Source organism: Cyclobacterium sp. SOCE241 (assembly GCF_056867545.1).
The window spans coordinates 3,145,473-3,163,951 of the sequence record NZ_CP149779.1 but is presented as its reverse complement, the minus strand read 5'-3'; the positions used below and the strand labels follow the sequence as shown (position 1 = coordinate 3,163,951).

General features: G+C 38.8%; 14 protein-coding genes and 2 pseudogenes. 8 read left to right on the top strand and 8 right to left on the bottom strand.

Going from position 1 to position 18,479, the window contains the following annotated elements:
* Nucleotides 1-15 precede the first annotated feature (15 nt).
* The gene (locus WG932_RS15770; RefSeq protein WP_483084659.1) at nt 16-1,620 is read left to right on the top strand and encodes a SusD/RagB family nutrient-binding outer membrane lipoprotein; all 1,605 of its coding nucleotides are present in this window, start codon (nt 16-18) and stop codon (nt 1,618-1,620) included.
* A gap of 177 nt (nt 1,621-1,797) precedes the next feature.
* Here the strand turns inward: WG932_RS15770 and WG932_RS15765 are convergent, their stop codons facing one another.
* Together WG932_RS15765 and WG932_RS15760 are read right to left on the bottom strand one after the other, a co-directional pair.
* Complete coding sequence (locus WG932_RS15765; protein WP_483084658.1) at nt 1,798-2,373, bottom strand: hypothetical protein; 576 nt, start codon at nt 2,371-2,373, stop codon at nt 1,798-1,800.
* Nucleotides 2,361-3,113: a PQQ-binding-like beta-propeller repeat protein gene (locus tag WG932_RS15760; RefSeq protein WP_483084657.1), complete on the bottom strand. Its 753-nt coding sequence runs from the start codon at nt 3,111-3,113 to the stop codon at nt 2,361-2,363. Before WG932_RS15760 ends, WG932_RS15765 begins: the two co-directional genes overlap by 13 nt.
* A 457-nt stretch (nt 3,114-3,570) precedes the next feature.
* Between WG932_RS15760 and WG932_RS15755 the strand changes: the two genes are divergently transcribed.
* The 5 genes and pseudogenes from WG932_RS15755 (at nt 3,571) to WG932_RS15735 (ending at nt 10,808) form a co-directional block, all read left to right on the top strand.
* Nucleotides 3,571-5,811: a VCBS repeat-containing protein gene (locus WG932_RS15755; protein ID WP_483084656.1), complete on the top strand. Its 2,241-nt coding sequence runs from the start codon at nt 3,571-3,573 to the stop codon at nt 5,809-5,811.
* Nucleotides 5,778-6,872, top strand: coding sequence for an FG-GAP repeat domain-containing protein (locus WG932_RS15750; protein ID WP_483084655.1), 1,095 nt, complete (start codon nt 5,778-5,780; stop codon nt 6,870-6,872). Before WG932_RS15755 ends, WG932_RS15750 begins: the two co-directional genes overlap by 34 nt.
* A gap of 113 nt (nt 6,873-6,985) precedes the next feature.
* A complete protein-coding gene (locus tag WG932_RS15745) occupies nt 6,986-8,356 on the top strand; it encodes a TrpB-like pyridoxal phosphate-dependent enzyme (RefSeq protein ID WP_014019006.1) in 1,371 nt (456 codons plus the stop codon).
* 18 nt (nt 8,357-8,374) lie between these two features.
* A pseudogene (locus WG932_RS15740) lies at nt 8,375-9,291 on the top strand (amidohydrolase family protein).
* A 95-nt stretch (nt 9,292-9,386) separates the two neighbouring features.
* Complete coding sequence (locus tag WG932_RS15735) at nt 9,387-10,808, top strand: Gfo/Idh/MocA family protein (RefSeq protein ID WP_339678524.1); 1,422 nt, start codon at nt 9,387-9,389, stop codon at nt 10,806-10,808.
* Nucleotides 10,809-11,181: 373 nt separating this feature from the next.
* Here WG932_RS15735 and WG932_RS15730 read toward each other — a convergent pair whose 3' ends face one another.
* The 3 genes from WG932_RS15730 to WG932_RS15720 are packed head-to-tail and all read right to left on the bottom strand — an operon-like array spanning nt 11,182 to nt 13,986.
* The gene (locus tag WG932_RS15730; protein WP_483084654.1) at nt 11,182-12,213 is read right to left on the bottom strand and encodes a vWA domain-containing protein; all 1,032 of its coding nucleotides are present in this window, start codon (nt 12,211-12,213) and stop codon (nt 11,182-11,184) included.
* Nucleotides 12,213-13,115, bottom strand: coding sequence for a hypothetical protein (locus tag WG932_RS15725; RefSeq protein ID WP_014019001.1), 903 nt, complete (start codon nt 13,113-13,115; stop codon nt 12,213-12,215). Before WG932_RS15725 ends, WG932_RS15730 begins: the two co-directional genes overlap by 1 nt.
* Nucleotides 13,108-13,986 carry a DUF58 domain-containing protein gene (locus tag WG932_RS15720; protein ID WP_014019000.1) on the bottom strand — a complete coding sequence of 293 codons (879 nt, stop codon included), beginning with the start codon at nt 13,984-13,986 and terminating at the stop codon, nt 13,108-13,110. Before WG932_RS15720 ends, WG932_RS15725 begins: the two co-directional genes overlap by 8 nt.
* Nucleotides 13,987-14,092: 106 nt before the next feature.
* Here WG932_RS15720 and WG932_RS15715 point away from each other — a divergent pair, with 106 nt between their 5' ends.
* The gene (locus WG932_RS15715) at nt 14,093-14,443 is read left to right on the top strand and encodes a DUF4296 domain-containing protein (RefSeq protein WP_014018999.1); all 351 of its coding nucleotides are present in this window, start codon (nt 14,093-14,095) and stop codon (nt 14,441-14,443) included.
* Nucleotides 14,444-16,834 (top strand): annotated as a pseudogene (locus WG932_RS15710) (endonuclease MutS2). It begins immediately after the preceding gene.
* A gap of 34 nt (nt 16,835-16,868) precedes the next feature.
* Here WG932_RS15710 and WG932_RS15705 read toward each other — a convergent pair.
* The 3 genes from WG932_RS15705 to WG932_RS15695 are packed head-to-tail and all read right to left on the bottom strand — an operon-like array spanning nt 16,869 to nt 18,479.
* Complete coding sequence (locus WG932_RS15705) at nt 16,869-17,270, bottom strand: nuclear transport factor 2 family protein (RefSeq protein ID WP_483084653.1); 402 nt, start codon at nt 17,268-17,270, stop codon at nt 16,869-16,871.
* A 44-nt stretch (nt 17,271-17,314) separates the two neighbouring features.
* Nucleotides 17,315-17,800: a hypothetical protein gene (locus WG932_RS15700; RefSeq protein WP_242067922.1), complete on the bottom strand. Its 486-nt coding sequence runs from the start codon at nt 17,798-17,800 to the stop codon at nt 17,315-17,317.
* Nucleotides 17,801-17,852: 52 nt separating this feature from the next.
* Nucleotides 17,853-18,479, bottom strand: coding sequence for an ABC transporter ATP-binding protein (locus WG932_RS15695; protein WP_014018995.1), 627 nt, complete (start codon nt 18,477-18,479; stop codon nt 17,853-17,855).

The window sequence follows — 18,479 nt, the reverse complement described above, 5'->3', positions numbered from 1 at the left end:
TTAAAAGAAAGAATTATGAAAATTATAAATAAATTTCTTCTATTTGGTTTGGCGGTTAGTATATGCTTAACTTCCTGTAACACAGAAGAATTAAATGATCTTAATATCAACCCTCAAGCGGTCAATGAAATAGATCTGAATTTTATGTTTACAGCAGCACAGCTAGGGTCAGCCTCAGGTGGTTCTGCTGGTGATAACAGATACCTTGATTGGCGAACAAATATTGGTATGACCGCATACCTAATACAGCATTTAGCCAACGCAGGAGGGGGCATAGCTCCGGGTGACAAATACACTGAAAACTTCGAATCAAACAATGCTCCTTTTGAGTTTTTCTATGGAGATGCATTGAAGAATATTTCAGAAGTGATCAAGCAAACAGGTCCCGGAGGTTATGATGAAGGAAATAAAATAAACACTAGAAATGCCGCAAGGATTATTAGGGTTTTGAATTTTCATCGACTAACTGATTTCTATGGAAATATACCTTATTTCGATGCCCTTCAAGGGATGGAAGGTGTATTCTTTCCAGAGTATGACGAGCAATCAGCCATCTATCCTGATTTATTGAAGGAATTGGAGGAGGCAACTGCTGGCCTAAGCACTTCCAATCCGGATGAAGGCTTTGCTGCCGCTGATATTATCTATGAAGGAGATATTGCCAAATGGAAAAAATTTGGTTATTCCCTAATGTTACGATTAGCGATGAGGGTATCAAACGTTGCCCCTCAATTGGCTGATGAATATGTAACTAAGGCCATTGCCGGTGGGGTTATGGAAAGCAATGATGACAATGCTTGGGTACCAATGGCTACAGGTCCTAGCGTATGGATCAATCAAAATGGTATTTCCAGGGCTTTTTACCCTGGTGATGGAGGGCAGCCGAGTTACTTGAGTAATACCCTAGTTGACTGGTTAAAAGCCGATGCTACAACAGCGGATGAAGTAGATCCAAGGTTGATGATAATAAGTGGTGGAATAGCTGATTGGTCTGCTTTGGAATGGACACCGATCAATACCAATCCATTGGAGCAGAAAGGCATGCCAAATGGATACGATGCTGCAGGTCTAGATGAGATAGCAGGAGAGACTGTAGATTTGGTGACAACCTACTCAAGAATTAACTACCTAATGCTTCAATTGGATGACCCCTATATATTTATGAATTATGCTGAATCTGCCTTTTTGCAAGCAGAAGCCTTGGAAAGAGGGATTGGTTCTGGAATTCCGAATTCTGCTAAGGAACATTATGAATCAGGTGTAAAAGGAGCCATGCAAATGTATACACCTTTTGATGCATCATTGACAGTTTCTGATGAAGAGGTAACAGCTTATCTCGAAAGACACCCTTATGGAGTGGAGAAGCCGGCATTGGAAATGATAGGTGAACAAATGTGGGTAAGTAAGTTTTTCAACTGGTGGGAAGCTTGGTCTGACTGGAGAAGAACCGGATATCCTCAGTTGACCCCGACGAACTATCCTGGAAATATAACACAAGGGCAAATCATGAGAAAACTTAAGTACCCTGCTGCCGAAGTAGCTGCAAATGCAAACTTTCAGGCCGGGGCTACCCTGCCTGACGTAAATACCACTCGAGTATGGTGGGATGTGGCCAATTAGGCGGTAGAAATTAGAAAGTATTTATATTTACTTGGTTAATTTAGTGTTTTATAAAAGGCTGCCATCAGGCAGCCTTTTATTTTTGATAAGTAGCATTGCAATATGATCCCATAAATCCTCCCCAAAGAGGTTTATTTTTAAGTTTTATCGGTAGGTCGATCCGCTTAACTTTCATTCCTAAAAAGATAAAATATCCGAATTGCTAAAATACTGACAATGTACCAGGTCAAGGTACCCATCACCATCGATGTCGCCCAACCAAGGAGTAGAGAAAATATTTTTGAAACTTTTCGTTTGATCAAGCAAGTAAGTGGTGTCCGCTTTGAAGTCCATCAATACCAGTTTGTTCTCTATGGAGAAAGCAGATCGATCATCTATAGGTCTGGTACAATCGTATTCATTTATGCTAAAAATTACCTCATCAAAACCATCTCCATTTAAATCATAGGCAATTGGAGAAGAAAAGCCGGAACATCCCATTTCCATTTCTAGCAAAAGTTTTCCTGAACTACCATCTATTAATACCTGAACCAAACCTGTGTTTTCAGGCCAGACACCTTTACTTACAAAGGTAAACAAATCAGGAATATCATCAGCCGTGAATTGGCCTAGTGCAAAGCTATTACTACTTTCTGTGTTTGGTATTTTAAGTTGCCATATCGGTTCAAGATTTTTCCCACAAATGGCTGTCATTGTACTTGCATGTGAAACGGAAACAATGTCAAGAATCCCATCCTCATTTAGGTCAACCAATACAGGAGGAGCAATAAAGCCATGATTTTTTCACCCACCAATGGCTTAGCGTTTGATAAATTATTACCCATGAGGTCCCTGAGATTTGCTAAATATAAGTTGCCTGAAAGGGTTTCACCACCACTTCCGAATAAAACCTGTTGAACTCCTGACTCTTTTTGGTCAATAAATAATGGTGATAAATAGGTTTCTCCACCATCTGGCATGGTGTCTGCTGCCAAAATATCTCCATTAACCGGGTCAATTACCATCAGTACACCCGGGAATCTCCCCTCGGTTTGATTGGGGGCTACCTTTGCATTTCCCCCATTGCTGGTCAATAACTCATTAACTCCATCACCATTTTGATCAGGGATGGTCACACTGTTGTAAAAATTAAACCGTGCATTTTGAAGGATAGGATGGTGGAGGTGGTCTAAAGTGTCAAATTCCCAAATTAAATTCCCGGTTTTCCCATCGAGAGCTTTTAAGTATGGTCCACGACCTCCAATAAATACATCCGGAGTTTCATCTCGATTGATGTCTAGAAAAGTAGCAGAACCAAAAACTTGATCTTGGGTTTCATGAGTCCATAACAATTCACCATCCAGACCATTGATGGCTAAAATACCCAACGCTGTATACTCATACTCATTCTTTCCTGCACCAATTACAAAATCCAAGACCCCATCACTGTTTAAATCTACCGCTCTTGGGGAGGATTGAGAGCCAATTACCGGGAAGTTTGATTCCCATACCAATTGACTGTTCTTTTTTTTGTTGCAAGAGGTGATTATGATTAAAGTGTATAAAATAAAAATAATCGAAAGTTTTTTATAGAATGGCATTTCTGGGCAGGTTGACGAAAGAATAATAATAATCAAATTTTAACCAAGGGACAAATATGAAATAATCGGCTTGAGATCATTTATTGTATCCTAAATATTTCCCCCAAAGCTTCAAATAGGTGTTGGAGAATTGAGTAGATGCCGAAAATTTCTTAGCCGAAGATTGATAGAGGAAATAATGAGGAGTGGTGCTTAATAAAGGAGAAAAGGTGAAATACGTATATATTTTAAATTAAACATTTTATTGTGCAATTTTCGCTATTGTTCGATCCCTTGAAAAAATGTAGATTTACTACTGCTTGATCGTAAAATAAAAGATGGGATAAAGGCAAAAAATTGAATGATAAAAAAACGAATAACATACCTCTTTTTGATCGTAATCTTTCATGGGGTGTATTTTAATTCCATTTCTCAAGGATTTGAGAAACTCCCTGGCAGAAAAACAGGTGTGAAGTTTCAGAACAAACTTATTGAAGACCAACATACCAATATTTTGACCTATGAATATTTTTATAATGGTGGAGGAGTGGCCATTGGAGATATTAATAATGATGGTCTTGATGATCTGTTTTTTACAGGAAACATGACACCAAATGCGCTTTATCTCAACCAGGGAGATTTTAAATTCAAAAACATTGGAAAAGCATCAGGTGTACAGGGTAAAAATGCCTGGAGTACAGGGGCGACAATGGTTGATATCAATGGTGATGGTTACTTAGATATCTATGTTTGTTATTCCGGTAAAGGAAATGAAGCCTCTAGAAAGAACGAATTATTTATCAACCAGCAAGACAATACTTTTATTGATGAGGCTGAAAAATATGGGCTGGCAGACCCGGCCAATAGTATACAGGCTGCTTTTTTTGACTTAGATCTTGATGGGGATCTGGATATGTATTTGCTGAATCACAATACTCAGGTAATTAATGAAATTGATTTTGATGCCAAAAGAAAGGATAGAAATCCATTGGCTGGGGATAAATTGTTTAGAAACGATGGAGGCGTATTTACCGATATAAGCGAGAGTGCGGGGATTATGGGCAATTCTATGGGATTCGGTTTGGGGATAGCAGTAGCTGATATCAATGAAGATGGGTTACCTGACCTCCATGTTTCTAATGATTATATTGAGCCGGATTACCTGTACATAAACAATGGTGATGGCACTTTCTCGGAAAGTTTAACCGAGAAATTGCAGCACATATCCTATTTTTCCATGGGCTCTGATATTTCTGACGTCAATAATGATGGGCTGGTAGACATTTTTACTTTAGACATGCTTCCGGAGGAAGATATACGTCAAAAATTACTTTATGGTCCTGAGAATTATGAACAGTATGCCTTAATGGTAATGAAAGGCTTTTACCACCAAAACATGAGAAATATGCTCCATATCAATCAAGGGACTGGCTTGTTTAGCGAAATTGGGCAGTTGGCGGGTATGTCCAATACGGATTGGAGTTGGGCAGCATTTTTTACTGATTTTGACAATGACGGCTGGAAGGATTTATTCGTAAGTAATGGGTACTACCGAGATTATACCAATCGAGATTTCTTAAAATACAAAGGGGATTACTATTTTAGTAAGGCAAGGGCGAATGAAAAGGCAGATACCCTTCATTTGGTTACCAGCATGAGCTCTACCCCAATTCATGATTATTTATTTAAGAATGAGAATGGCATCAATTTCAAAGAGGTGTCTGAAGACTGGGGGCTGTCAGATCCGAATTTCTCCAATGGGGCTGCTTACGCAGATCTAAACAATGATGGGGCACTGGATTTAGTCATCAATCATTTAAATGACTATGCCGGAATTTATGCCAATATTTTAAAGCCTGAAAAAAATAAAGGCAATTATTTACGGTTAATGTTAAAGGGGGATGGTTTAAATTCCAGCGGAATCGGGGCAAAAGTAAAGGTGTATGTCAACGGAATGCAACAGTATCTTGAGCAACAACCTACCAGAGGGTTTCAGTCTTCTGTAAGCCATGTGCTACATTTAGGTTTAGGGATGGCTGAAATTATTGATTCTTTAAGAATTACTTGGCCCGGAGGTAAAGAACAATGGGTACGAAATGTAAATGCAAATCAAATACTTGTTTTAAAAGAGGAGGATGCCAAAAAACAATCAGATAAAAAAAATAAACCTCGACCATCTGTTTTTACTAAAATAGTTTCTCCTATCCCATACCTTCATGAAGAGGCAGGATTTAATGATTTCAAAAGGCAACCCCTATTGTCACATATGTTGTCACCAACCGGGCCTGTGATTGCTAAGGGAGATGTAAATAACAATGGTTTCACAGATGTTTTCGTAGGCGGGACTTCTGAAAAACCAGGAAAATTATATTTTCAGGTTTCTACAGGGCAATTCCTTGAATCTCAAGGGTTGGACTTGTCGGAGGAGATAGGTACAGCTACTACTGATGCTTTATTTTTTGATGCAAACGGAGATGGTTTGGTAGACCTGTATTTAGTTAAAGGGGGGTACCATGACTTTGAAAGGGATTCTCCTGAATTAGCAGACCAGTTGTACATTAACCAAGGAGCTGGAAATTTTAAAAAGAAGAAGATGCTTTGCCAAATATTAAAAATAGTGGAAGTGTTGTAAAAGCAGTTGATTTTGACAAAGATGGGGATTTGGATTTATTCATTGGCGGAAGGGTTATTCCCGGTCAGTATCCAAAACCTGCCTCATCACAAATACTAATCAATGATGGCAATGGTAAGTTTGAAGACCATTCAGAAACCTTGCTGCCAGAATTAAATGCATTGGGCATGGTAACCGATGCTGCTTGGTTGGATTTGAATAAAGATGGTTGGGAGGACTTGGTAATCATTGGAGATTGGATGCCTATCAGCGTGTATTTAAACAATAAGGGCCAGTCGCTCAGCAATCATACAGCACAGTATTTTGACAAGCCTTTAGTAGGGAAGTGGTCCAAATTGTCTACCGGTGATTTTGATGGTGATGGGGATTTGGATTTTGTGGTTGGTAATTTCGGGAACAATAGCCAATTAAAAGCAAGTGAAGAAAGGCCTTTGACATTGGTCTATGCTGATTTTGATGGAAATGGATCTGTGGATCCAATTTTAAACAATTTTATTGATGGGGAGCTGGTGCCATTTATGAGTAGGGATGAGCTCTTGGATCAAATGTATGGAATGCGAAGTAAGTTCACTGATTATGCTTCTTTTTCTAAGGCCAAGCTAAAGGACTTGTTTAGTGAAGAGACTTTAAAAACAGCAATGAAGGTGGAGTTAAATGAATTGAGGACGGTTTATCTTGAAAATAAAGGTAATAAATTAGAGAATCATGATTTGCCGGTTGAGGCTCAGTTTGCACCCGTATATGGTATTGTGGTTATGGATTTTGATGGTGATGGGAATTTGGATTTTATTTTGGGAGGAAACCAGAATACGGCTCGGCTTCGATTGGGGATGATTGATGCAAATTTTGGTCAGGTATACTTGGGGAATGGCAAAGGAGAGTTTACCCATGTGTCTCCTTCAGTCTCTGGTTTAAACTTTGTAGGCGATGTAAAAAGTATTGAAATAATTGATTTATCCCATTTGAAAGTATTGTTGGTGGGAGTAAATAACCAAGGGATTGAGGCCTATGTGGTCAATAAAAGTTTGTCAGAAAGCATCTTAAACAATAACAATAAATAAATATTTTAGTATCACTTTCCTTACGGGATTGTTTTTATGAATATTTTCCATCTTAGTTTTTGATGAGGATTCTTATTAAGTAAATATCAGTAACCCTTTTATTAATTCAATAAATGAAAAACAGAAAAATAAACTTAGAAGAAAGCGAGATTCCAGAAAATTGGTACAATATCATAGCTGATATGCCCAATAAACCATTGCCACCTTTAAATCCCGGCACCATGCAGCCTTTAGGGCCGGAAGCACTTGCGCCTCTATTTCCTGAAGCTTTGATTAAACAAGAAGTAACTACTGATAAGTGGGTTACAATTCCGGATGAAGTAAGGAATATGTATTCTATTTGGAGACCTACACCCATGTATCGTGCGTATGGCTTGGAAAAAGCCCTAGATACACCGGCAAAAATTTATTATAAATATGAAGGGGTCAGTCCTTCCGGTTCCCATAAGCCCAATACAGCTATTCCTCAGGCTTATTATAACAAACAAGAAGGTGTCAAGCGAATCACCACAGAAACCGGCGCAGGACAGTGGGGAAGTGCTTTGAGTTTTGCTTGTCAGCATTTCGGACTTGAATGTGATGTATATATGGTAAGGCTTTCTTACAAAGACAAGCCTTATAGGAAAATGATGATGAATACCTGGGGCGCTAATGTTTACCCATCTCCTTCAGACAGGACTGAAGCAGGTAGAAAGATTCTGGCAGAGTTCCCTGACTCGCCGGGAAGTCTTGGAATAGCTATTTCCGAAGCCGTAGAAATGGCCGCTACTAGAGATGATACCAAATATGCCTTGGGGAGTGTCTTAAATCATGTGAAATTACATCAAACCATTATAGGTTTAGAGGCGATTAAGCAACTTGAAAAAGCAGGTAGCGATATGCCTGACATTGTAATTGCACCATTTGGTGGCGGATCGAATTTTGCAGGGCTTTCTTTTCCATTTTTGCGATTAAATCTAGAAGAAGGAAATAATATTCGGTGCATTGCCAGTGAACCCTCTTCTTGTCCAAAACTTACCCGTGGGGTATTTAGGTATGATTTTGGTGATACAGCCGGAATGACTCCACTATTGCCAATGTATACGCTAGGGCATGACTTTATACCGGCTCCAATTCACGCAGGAGGGCTGCGGTATCACGGTGCCGGGGTGATTGTGAGTCAGTTGCTAAAAGATAAATTGATTGAAGCCCAATCTCATGATAACCTTGAAATCTTCGATGCAGGAGTGCTTTTTGCCAGGTCAGAAGGAATTATTCCTGCTCCGGAAGCCAATCACGGCATTGCCACAGCCATTAAAGAGGCTAAGAAGTGCAAGGAGGAAGGGGTTTCAAAAACTATTTTGTTTAATCTCTGTGGGCATGGAAATTTTGACATGAAGGCCTATGACGATTATTTTTCCGGTAAAATAAAAAGTCATGAGCTAGGACAAGAGGAGATTGATCAATCCATTGCCAAACTTAATACCCCCGAAATCCCCGCTTAAGGAGGAAGGGAGCACTAGATGGATAGAAGAAGTTTTATAAGAAAAGGAGGGTTAATCGGAGGCGCAATGTCGCTACCGATTAACCCTGCTTTTTTAATTGAAGAAGAAAAAATTCCGATGATAGACACCCATCTTCATTTGTGGGATTTAGATCAGTTGGACTATCCTTGGCTAAAAAATTCAAATAATATACTTTCCAGAAATTTTCTTTTGAATGATTACTATCAAGCCATTGAGGGATTTCCGATTGAGAAAATGGTTTTTGTAGAGTGTGGACGGGAGCCTAATCAATACCTTGAGGAAGTGGATTGGGTGGCTAAGGTTCGTGAAAAAGACAATAGGATCGCTGGAATGGTGGCGTATTTCCCGCTGGAGAAAGGGGAAAGAGGCATGAAAGAAATGGAAGTCTTGGCTGAAAGAGATATTGTAAGAGGAATTCGAAAGGCTTTTATGCCTGAACATTCAGGATTTAAGGCAGGTATCCGGATACTTATAAAGATGGGTTTTTCTTACGATCTAAATATAAGGCCTACAGAGTTGCCAAGGGCTTATGCATTTGCGAAAGCTAACCCTGATCTTAGGATCATATTGGATCATATAGCGAATCCGGACATTGGGAATATGGAATGGGAAGCGTGGGCAAAAGCAATTTCACCTTTTTCTTCTTTAGACAATGTGATTTGTAAAATTTCAGGAATGTTAACAAAAACGAGTCAATCCGGAAATCGATTGGAGCAAATGCGACCTTATTTCAATACCGTATTAGAAGTTTTTGGTGTTGATAGGGTTGTTTTGGGGGCGATTGGCCTGTATTATTGCGAGCGGCGAGCTATCAAGAATGGGTTAATGTCTTCCATTCTTTGTCTAAAGGATTGACATCAAGTGAAAAGAGAAAACTGTACCACCAAAATGCCAGAACTGTTTATAGGGTATAATATACAAGGTGAAAATTTAATTTAAAGTGGAATTTTTCTAAATTTATAGAGAAAATTTAATGTGCTTATTCTTTCGATAAACTAAAAATTCAACAATGCTTGATAAACCAGATAAAAATAAAAAGCCTGATTCCAGGAGAGATTTCATTAAAACTGCCTCATTAAGTGCTGCTAGTTTTTTTATTGTGCCAAGATTTGTGCTTGGTGGACAAGGACATATAGCGCCTAGCGATAAAGTAAATATTGGCATGATAGGAGTAGGAGGGAAAGGGAGAAAAAACGCCATTGATTTAATGAAGTTGGATGATGTGCAGATTACTGCTATTGCAGACCCTGCAGAGTATTGGGATTTGGCTAATTTTTATTATAGGTCTATTGCCGGTAGAGAGCCGGTGAAGCGCTTGATAGAGGATCATTATGAAGACAAAACAGAAAATTTCAAAGTAAACGAATACTTTGATTTTCGTGAAATGCTTGAAAAAGAACAGGGGCTGGATGCTGTTTGTTGCTCGACACCTGACAATACACATGCATTTGTTACTTATGCTTCCATGAAGTTAGGCAAGCATGTGTATTGTGAAAAGCCCCTAACCCATAATATATGGGAAGCAAGAATGATCAAGCAATTGACCAAGGAGACCGGTTTGGCCACTCAGATGGGGAATGTAGGGCATAGCACTGATGGAATTCGCCAAACGGTGGAATACCTAAGGGCAGGTGTGATTGGAGAAGTTAAAGAAACACATTCTTGGGTACCTGCTTCTAGGTGGATAGATGAAATGCAAGGGGTGCCTACCACCAATACAGAAAAGCCACATGGCTTTGATTGGGACCTGTGGTTGGGGCCTTCAGCCAATAGACCTTTCCACAAATGGTATACACCTGTTACTTGGAGAGATTTTTGGGATTTTGGTTGTGGAGCCTTAGGAGACTTCGGTTGCCACGATATGGATGCAGCAACTTGGGCCTTTGAACTTGGACATCCGGATACCATTGAGGTTTTTCCCTCAGGATTTAGCAATGAAAATATCGCCCCATATGGGGAAATAGGGTACTATAATTTTCCTGATAATAATACCGGAAAACCTATTCAATTAACATGGTATTCAGGAGGACTAAAACCAAAATTACACCCTGCTTTGCCTGAAGGGTACCAATGGCCTTCAAGAGCGGCAATGTTTGTAGGAGAAAAAGGGATTATTGTAAATGGAGGAGATCGTGTTCCGCAAGTTTTTCCTAAAAGCCTAGCCGAGAATATGAAAAAACCAAAAGAAGTGATTCCTCGATCTAAAGGACATTTTAGAGACTGGGTTGACGCCATTAAAGGCGGTCCTGAAGCCAGTTCTAACTTCGAATATGGAGCACATTTAACAGAAATCACCTTGCTGGGAGTGCTTTCTCTAAGAATGAAAGGACAGAAAATTAATTGGGATGCAGAAAATCTTAAGGCTAAAGGGCTAGCTGAAGCTGATAAATATATCAAAGAACCTGTAAGAAGTGGATGGGAAATGAGTTAAACTCAGCCTTATCACTTAATAGGCTTCCTTTTATATGTTGCAATCCATTCCCATCGGGTGGTAAATTACCATTACTAGATTTAAAGGTGATTTCAGCATGTATATAGGCTGTTATTGGATATTTTAAGTATAAACCTCATAGTGCTTTCTGATCACCTTCGGGGTTCTGGATGGGGCTATTACAAAGACCGATTTAATAGTTAAACCGGTTTTTGTAATTTCAGAGTAAGGAAAGATAATGAGTCACCTTCTTCGAGAAAGGGTTTGTTTGATACCGAGAGCCCATCATTTCAATCAATAAGATTGGCATGATGGGAATTTTTAATTGTGAATTGAAAGGTATCTTGTCATGCACAAGGATAAGTACCGGTTCTCAATCCAATAAGAAATTATTGAAGAATGTGTTTTTTAGGGTCAGCCAGATAAAGAAAAAGATTATTCCCCAAATGAGATAAGGTCGGTAATAATCCATGGTTTCTTTATAGCGGGATTCGATTATTTCAGCTTTTTCTAGTTCATCAATTTTTGTAAAAATATTTTCCAAGGCTTTGTCGTCAGAAGCTCTAAAAAACTCTGCTTTGGTAATTCGAGCAATATTTCTTAAAGTTTCCTCATTAAGGTAACTCTCGATCATCTGAGGTCTTCCGAAAAAGTCTGTACCATAAGGAACCATCCCGTCTTTACCTACAGCGATGGTGTAGATTTTGATATCCATTGCTTCTGCTAGTTGAGCTGCAAATACAGGGTCGACATTTCCTGCGTTATTGTCTCCATCACTTAGCAAAACCATTACTTTGGATTTGGCTTCTGATTCTCTCATGCGGTTAATACCTGTAGATACAGCACTACCTATGGCTGTTCCCTTGGCATCCATCATATTGAAAGTGATGCTGTTGACCAAATCTGTAAGGAGTTCATAATCTGTAGTAAGAGGGGCTAGGGAAAAAGCTTCTCCTGAGAAAATTACCATACCTATTCTGTCAGCTATCCTACCATTGATGAAATCTATTGCGGTTTCCTTAGCAGCCTCTAGCCGATTAGGAGTAAAGTCTTGCAGATCCATGGACTCTGAAATGTCCATAACCAACATGATGTCAATTCCTTCGGTATATTGCTCTACTTTTTCATTGGTACGTTGGGGGCGGGCCAGTGCAATTACTACCATCCAAAGTGCCAAAAGAAAGAAGAATGTAGGCAAAAGACGGAGGTAGGTCCATGGGTTTTTTGCCGGAACTATTTTTGGAAGGGAAAGTTCTAAAGCGGGTTTTTTGATCAGTTTAATGAATTTTCTGATCAATAATAATATAGGGATGATCCATATCAGATGGAGTAAGAAGAAATTTTCCCACTCAAAACTCCGCAGGGTTTCAGGCGAAAACCAGCTCCAAGAAAAAAGAAGAGACATCAGTCATGGTTAAGTATTTTATCTATTTTTTCTTCCAATAGCCCTACTGATACTTTTAATAAATTATCACAGGCTTCCCGAATATTATCATCTACCCGATTGGCATATATAATCAGTTCTATTTTTCGGAAATCTTTGATTATTTCCGGTTTATTCAAATGCTCAGCAATCTCGGTACTTGTCCATTCCTTATATGGCTGCTCGGTCAAATTTTCTAAATAATTTTTCCATAAGCCTAAGAGTTCATCAGCCTCTTGGATACCGGGTTGATTTATCAATTGCTGCATAGAACTTTCCCACTGAGATTCGAATTTGTTCCATTTTTTACGCTCTCTATAGGCTTTCCATCTTTTAATTAGCCCTTTACCGAAAAGTAGGATAGCCAAAACTACTAGAATTACGACTGCCACTATACCAATGATAAGGTAAGGGTAATTGAAAGCTTGTGGGATGTTGAGGTAACTGTTGTTTTGTTCAAAAACCAACTCTTCCGGTATTTCTTCAATGGTAAGGGTGAGGGCCAAAGAAGCAGGTTGAGGATAGTGGCTTATGCTGTCATAATTTAAAACTTCATACACAGGGATTTTAAATGCCTGTATAGAATCTAAGGAGAAGTTTGAAATCCAGTAAACAGCACTATCCAAAGTGATGCTGTCTTCGGTGAAGGAAGTGAAAATTTGTTTGTCTAAAAACTCAAAATCACCAAAATCATAGGTAGAATCCGGAAATATTATTGGAAGCTCACTGGGATAGCTAGATTTCAAGACATAGCCAACCCTTTCACCTAATTTTGCGGAATCCTGTAAGAAATACCCTTCTACATGGACATCTTGACCTTGTACAAAGGAGAAAGGTATGATCAGAAAGACAAGCAAATAACTTAGTTTAATTATTCTATCCACGTTTCATGGTTTTATTTCTCGACTTAAATAATTCCATCAAAGGGAGGACGATGTCTTGGTTTGTGGCGATCTGAAGGTAATTGATCTGGTTTTTTTTACAAAAATCCTTAAGATGGTTCCGTTCAGAGACAAAAGAGGACGCGATCTTTTTGGAGAATCCGCCAAAGGCCGTATTTACCCAAGTGGTTTTATCTTCTTCTTTGTCAAAAACAGGTATGATACCTAAAGAGGGTAATGCAGCTTCTATGGGGTCAGTCATTTGTAATACCACTAAATCATGTTTGAAAGCCAAAGCTTTTAAGGTTCTTTCATACCCTTCATCAATAAAGTCAGATATAACAAAAATTATAGCCCTCTTTTTAATGAGATTGAGACTAAAGGTAAACATCCCCTCGAGGTCAGTTTTCTTGGATTTCATATCCTGGCTAAATATTCCTCGAATAACCTTTACGGCTTGACGGGTGCCTTTTCCCGGTAGTACGATTTTTTCCTTTTGATCTGAATAACTTATCAAGCCCACTTGAGAGCCATCATGGATAGAGGCCAATGTTAATACCCCGGCAATTTCTTTTCCAAGGTCAATTTTTTTACGTTCCTTGCTACCGATGTCTTGGGAGCCACTTACATCCAAAAGAAAATAGACACTTTGATCTTTATCTTCTTTAAAGGTCTTTACAAATGTTCCGTGCCCTTTTGCAGAAACCTTCCATTCAATCGTCCGGACATCATCACCATACTGATAAGGGCGAAGGTCATCAAACTCTAAGCCTGCACCTTTGAAAATAGATTGATGGTCTCCTTGAAGGTGGCTATTGGCCACTTTCCTTAGAAGGATTTCATATTTTCTAAGCTTTTTTATCAGTTGATTCATTTTCATTTTTTAATCAGAGGCCTAATTTAGCAGTCATATTTGAATAATAAAACGACTTAGCCTTTACTTATTGTCAATTTTAAAAGGAATTAGGTAATTTTGAAATGTGAAATACCTATCTATAGCTATTGCTTGCCTTTTCGGGACATTTTCTTGTGCAAAGAATAATGAAGCCGAAGGCATTTTGTCAGAAGATACCATGGTCAATATTCTTGTGGATATACATCTGACAGAGGGCTTTGTGCAGTCCCTCTCCATTCCCTATGATTCAACAAAGGTCCTTTATCCAATTTTGGAAAAGCGAATTTTTGAGAAACATGGGGTTCCCGACTCTGTTTATATAAAAAGTTTGGAATTTTATTTGAGGGATGCAGCCAAAATGGAATATTTATATGAACGGACGATAGATTCATTGTCCGTAAAAGAAAAAGAAGCACAGCAAAACCAACAGCCATAAATGAGATTGTATCCAGATAATTTGGAGGAAAAAATAGACTTTGACAAAATCAAAGATTTAATAAGAGAGGAATGTACAGGTGTACTGGGTGCGGATTTTGTAAAAAAATTGCTTTCTCAAAGGACAGAAAGTTACTCAGCAGGCTTTTGACACAGACAGAAGAGTTCAGGCAAATTTTGGTCTCAGGAGAGCCGTTTCCCAATAATAATTATATAAATATTTATCCCTATCTCAACAAAGCTAAAATTGAAGGTACTTTTTTGTTTGAGGAGGATTTCCATGAAATTCGTTTGGGCTTAAAGACCCTTGAAAGTTGTGTGCTCTTTTTTAAAAAGAATGCGGAGGAGTACCCTCAACTGGCTCAGCTCTTGGGGATGGTAGAAGATAATATATCCCTCACTTTCAGTATTGATAGAGTCTTGGATGACAAGGGGAAAATGAAGGACAATGCTTCAAAGGAATTAAACATTGTTCGGACTCAGCTTGCTTATGAAGAGAATCGAATAAGAAAAGTGTTGGATAGTTTATATAGGTCTGCAAAATCTCAGGGTTTTACGCCTGAAGATGCTTCCATTACGATTAGGGGAGGGAGAATGGTAATTCCCATTCTTGCAGAATATAAAAGACGAATCAAAGGCTTTATACATGATGAATCCGCAACAGGCCAGACTGTATATTTGGAGCCTGCAGAGGTATTGGATATCAATAATGATATCAAAGATCTCTTGTATATGGAGCGTAGGGAGGTGCAAAAATCCTTACCAGGCTTACTGATGAGCTCAGGGAATATATTCCCATTTTAAAGAGGGCATTTCATTTTTAGGAATGGTTGATTTTATTCGGGCTAAAGCCAAGTTTGCAGTAAAGATCAATGGTATCAATCCTGAAATGGTTAAAGAACGGGAGATGGCTTGGCAAAAGGCCAGGCACCCTCTTCTTGAAATGTCTCTTAAACACCAAGGCAAGGCCATAGTGCCAGTTTCTATAAGCTTGGACCCCAATCATCGCTTGTTGGTGATATCAGGGCCCAATGCTGGAGGAAAGTCCGTGACGCTCAAGACTGTGGCATTGGTGCAGTATATGTTTCAGTGTGGTTTACTTGTGCCGATGGAACCCAAGTCAAAGTGTGCTATATTTGATCAATTCTTTATTGATATTGGAGATGAACAAAATATTGAGAATGACCTCAGTACTTATAGTTCGCATTTGATGAATATGAAGCATTTCACATTTTTTGCCAATAAACGTACGTTATTTTTTATTGATGAATTTGGTACCGGAACCGAACCACAGTTTGGCGGAGCCATAGCTGAAGCATTATTGATTGCACTGAATAAATCTGGAGCATTTGGTTTGGTGACCACTCATTATGGTAACTTAAAACAACTTGCCTCTAAGAGTCAAGGAATGGTGAATGGCGCAATGAGGTTTGATGTGGATCGCCTAGAGCCTTTGTATGAGTTGGAGATAGGGAAGCCCGGAAGTTCATTTGCTTTTGAAATTGCAGGTAAAATTGGAATTCCCAAGGAGATTGTACTTCATGCAAAAGCCCAGATCGGAGAAACTAGAGTGCGGTATGACAAGTTGCTTTTAAAAGTAGAAAGTGAAAAGAGCAAGTATGAAAACCTCATGGTTGAAGCTGAACGGAAAGACCGATTGCTGGCTTCCAGACTGAAAGAATACAATGCATTGAAAGCAACCCTTGAAGATCAGAAAAAGGCAATCATAAATGAAGCCAAAGCTCAAGCCAAGCTCTTGTTGGACGACACCAATCGAAAAATTGAAAACACCATTCGATCTATTAAAGAATCACAAGCCAATAAGGAGGCTACCAAAAAAATAAGGCAGGAACTTGACGATCATAAAGCCGGGATTAAACTGGAAAAGAAGCCAATTGTACAACAGGAAACCATAAAGGTGGAAAGTGGAGCCATTGGCATTGGAGATCAAGTAAGGATCAAAGACAATGGCGCTTTGGCTGAAGTATTGGAGATCAAAGGTAAGCAGGTTGTTATCCTTATTGGTGACCTTAAATCAACGGTGAAGCTCAACCGATTGGAAAAGATATCCAATACCTCTCTTAAAAAAGAGAAAAGGGCAATTGATAAAAGAATGAGTTATGATACCACTTCAAAGATGGCTAATTTTTCTCCGAACCTAGATATTAGAGGGAAACGAGGAGAGGAAGTTTTTGGATTGATTCAAAACTTTATCGATGAAGCACATATGCTAGGTATCAATGATGTGAAGGTAATCCATGGAAAGGGTGATGGAATTCTTAGGGAACTGACGAGGAATCTACTTAGAAACTCATCTTCAGTCGCAGGTTTTTCTGATGAGCACGCAGATAGGGGAGGTTCAGGGGTAACATTGGTGCAGTTTAAAGATTAACAGCGGTTATGACTGTTACCCCCGTTTTTCGTTTTTATCTTTTATAGGCCTGGCGTGCAAGTAAGATCCAAGATTTACCTTTCTTTTGCCATACGGTTAATACGCCAAGGTTTACAGGGCCCGGAGCACTATCCTTATTGTGTGTTTTGCCAATTAGAAAATGTCTTACCAAAGCGGTTTTTCCGGTAATACTTACGGTTTGGTTTTGAATGTCAATTTCAGTAAAGTTTGAAACTCCTGAACTTAAGGCCTTAATAAACTCACTTTGGTTTTCAATCAAACCGTTTGAGTGTCCATAGCTAAGGTTTGGGTCTGTGATTTTCTCAAGACGAGAAGCATCACCGGCCACCATGGCATCCACCAATTCGGTTACGGCATTTTCTACTGCCACGATTTGTTTATCTTGAGCCAGTAGCGCTGAAGAAAAAGGAAACATAGGGTAAAGAAGTATTTAAACATTTTTCAATTGGATTTGTGAAATTAATTTAGAAGGATTAAGTCAAAGACATAAAAACCGGCCAAAGCATTAACACGGGCATTTTGAGGTGCAGGGACCACAAATTCCAGACGTAATTTATCTTGGTTTTTAGTAAATGAAATTTCTTTATTTGATGCTGGTTGGATACCCGAGAGGGTGATTTTATCGTAATTTGATCCTGTAAAGACCCAGTTCCCATTGCTGTCAAACAATAAGTTGCTGTTTATTGCGGTATATGTTTTTCCTGTATTGTTGGCTATGAAACGGATTTCAAAACCTTCAAAATCGTTAGTCACCGTTGATCCATCTTTTGAAACCGAGCCACCGTTTGCCACGGTCCATGTCTGACTACCCTCTAGGCCGGCCAATAATTCAGTAGCTATTTCTTCGGCAGATTTTTCCGGTTCACCGGAAGTGTTATCAGTACAAGCGGTAAATACTATAAAAATAAAAGTAAAAGTAAAATAATTTCTAACTAGCGATCTCATATCCATATGCTTAAAAGGTAAATTTAATCATTTCCGGATTTTATCAAAGTATTCACTTTAGTTTATAATCTTCAATTGATACAATTTCTTCGCAAAAGTCAAATTCTCTTTTATCATTTGAAGCGATAAGAATGCATTTATTGCTGCTGTATTGGAGGATCAAATCCCTGTACCATTGAATGCCTCGTTTATCTAAATTTGAGGTAGGTTCATCCAAAAGCATTAAGGGGGAATCAGAAAAAAAACAAAGACCAAGTTTCAACCGTTGTTTCATCCCGGAGGAAAAAATATTAATGGGTTTGTTTACAGCGTTTTCCAGATACAATATCTCTGTAAGTTGCTGAATATTTAATCCCCTACTAAGTGCTTTGAATTTGAAATGAAAGTTTAATAATTCATTCAGTGAAAATTCTTCAGGTAAGTCTAAGTAAGGTGCGCAAATTGTCAAATATTTATAAACATCTTCCATTGCAAGCTCCTTTTCTTTATGAATGAAGCTTAACTTCCCTTCCGTCAGAGGCATTTGCGAGGATAGACATTTTATCAATGTGGATTTTCCTGAGCCATTGCTTCCTATGATAGCGGTTTTTGAACCTTGGGTTAGCTCAAGACTTAAGTTCCTAAAAATCCACTCCCGCTGGAATTTCTTTCCTGCCCCTTCCAGCTTTACAGACAACAT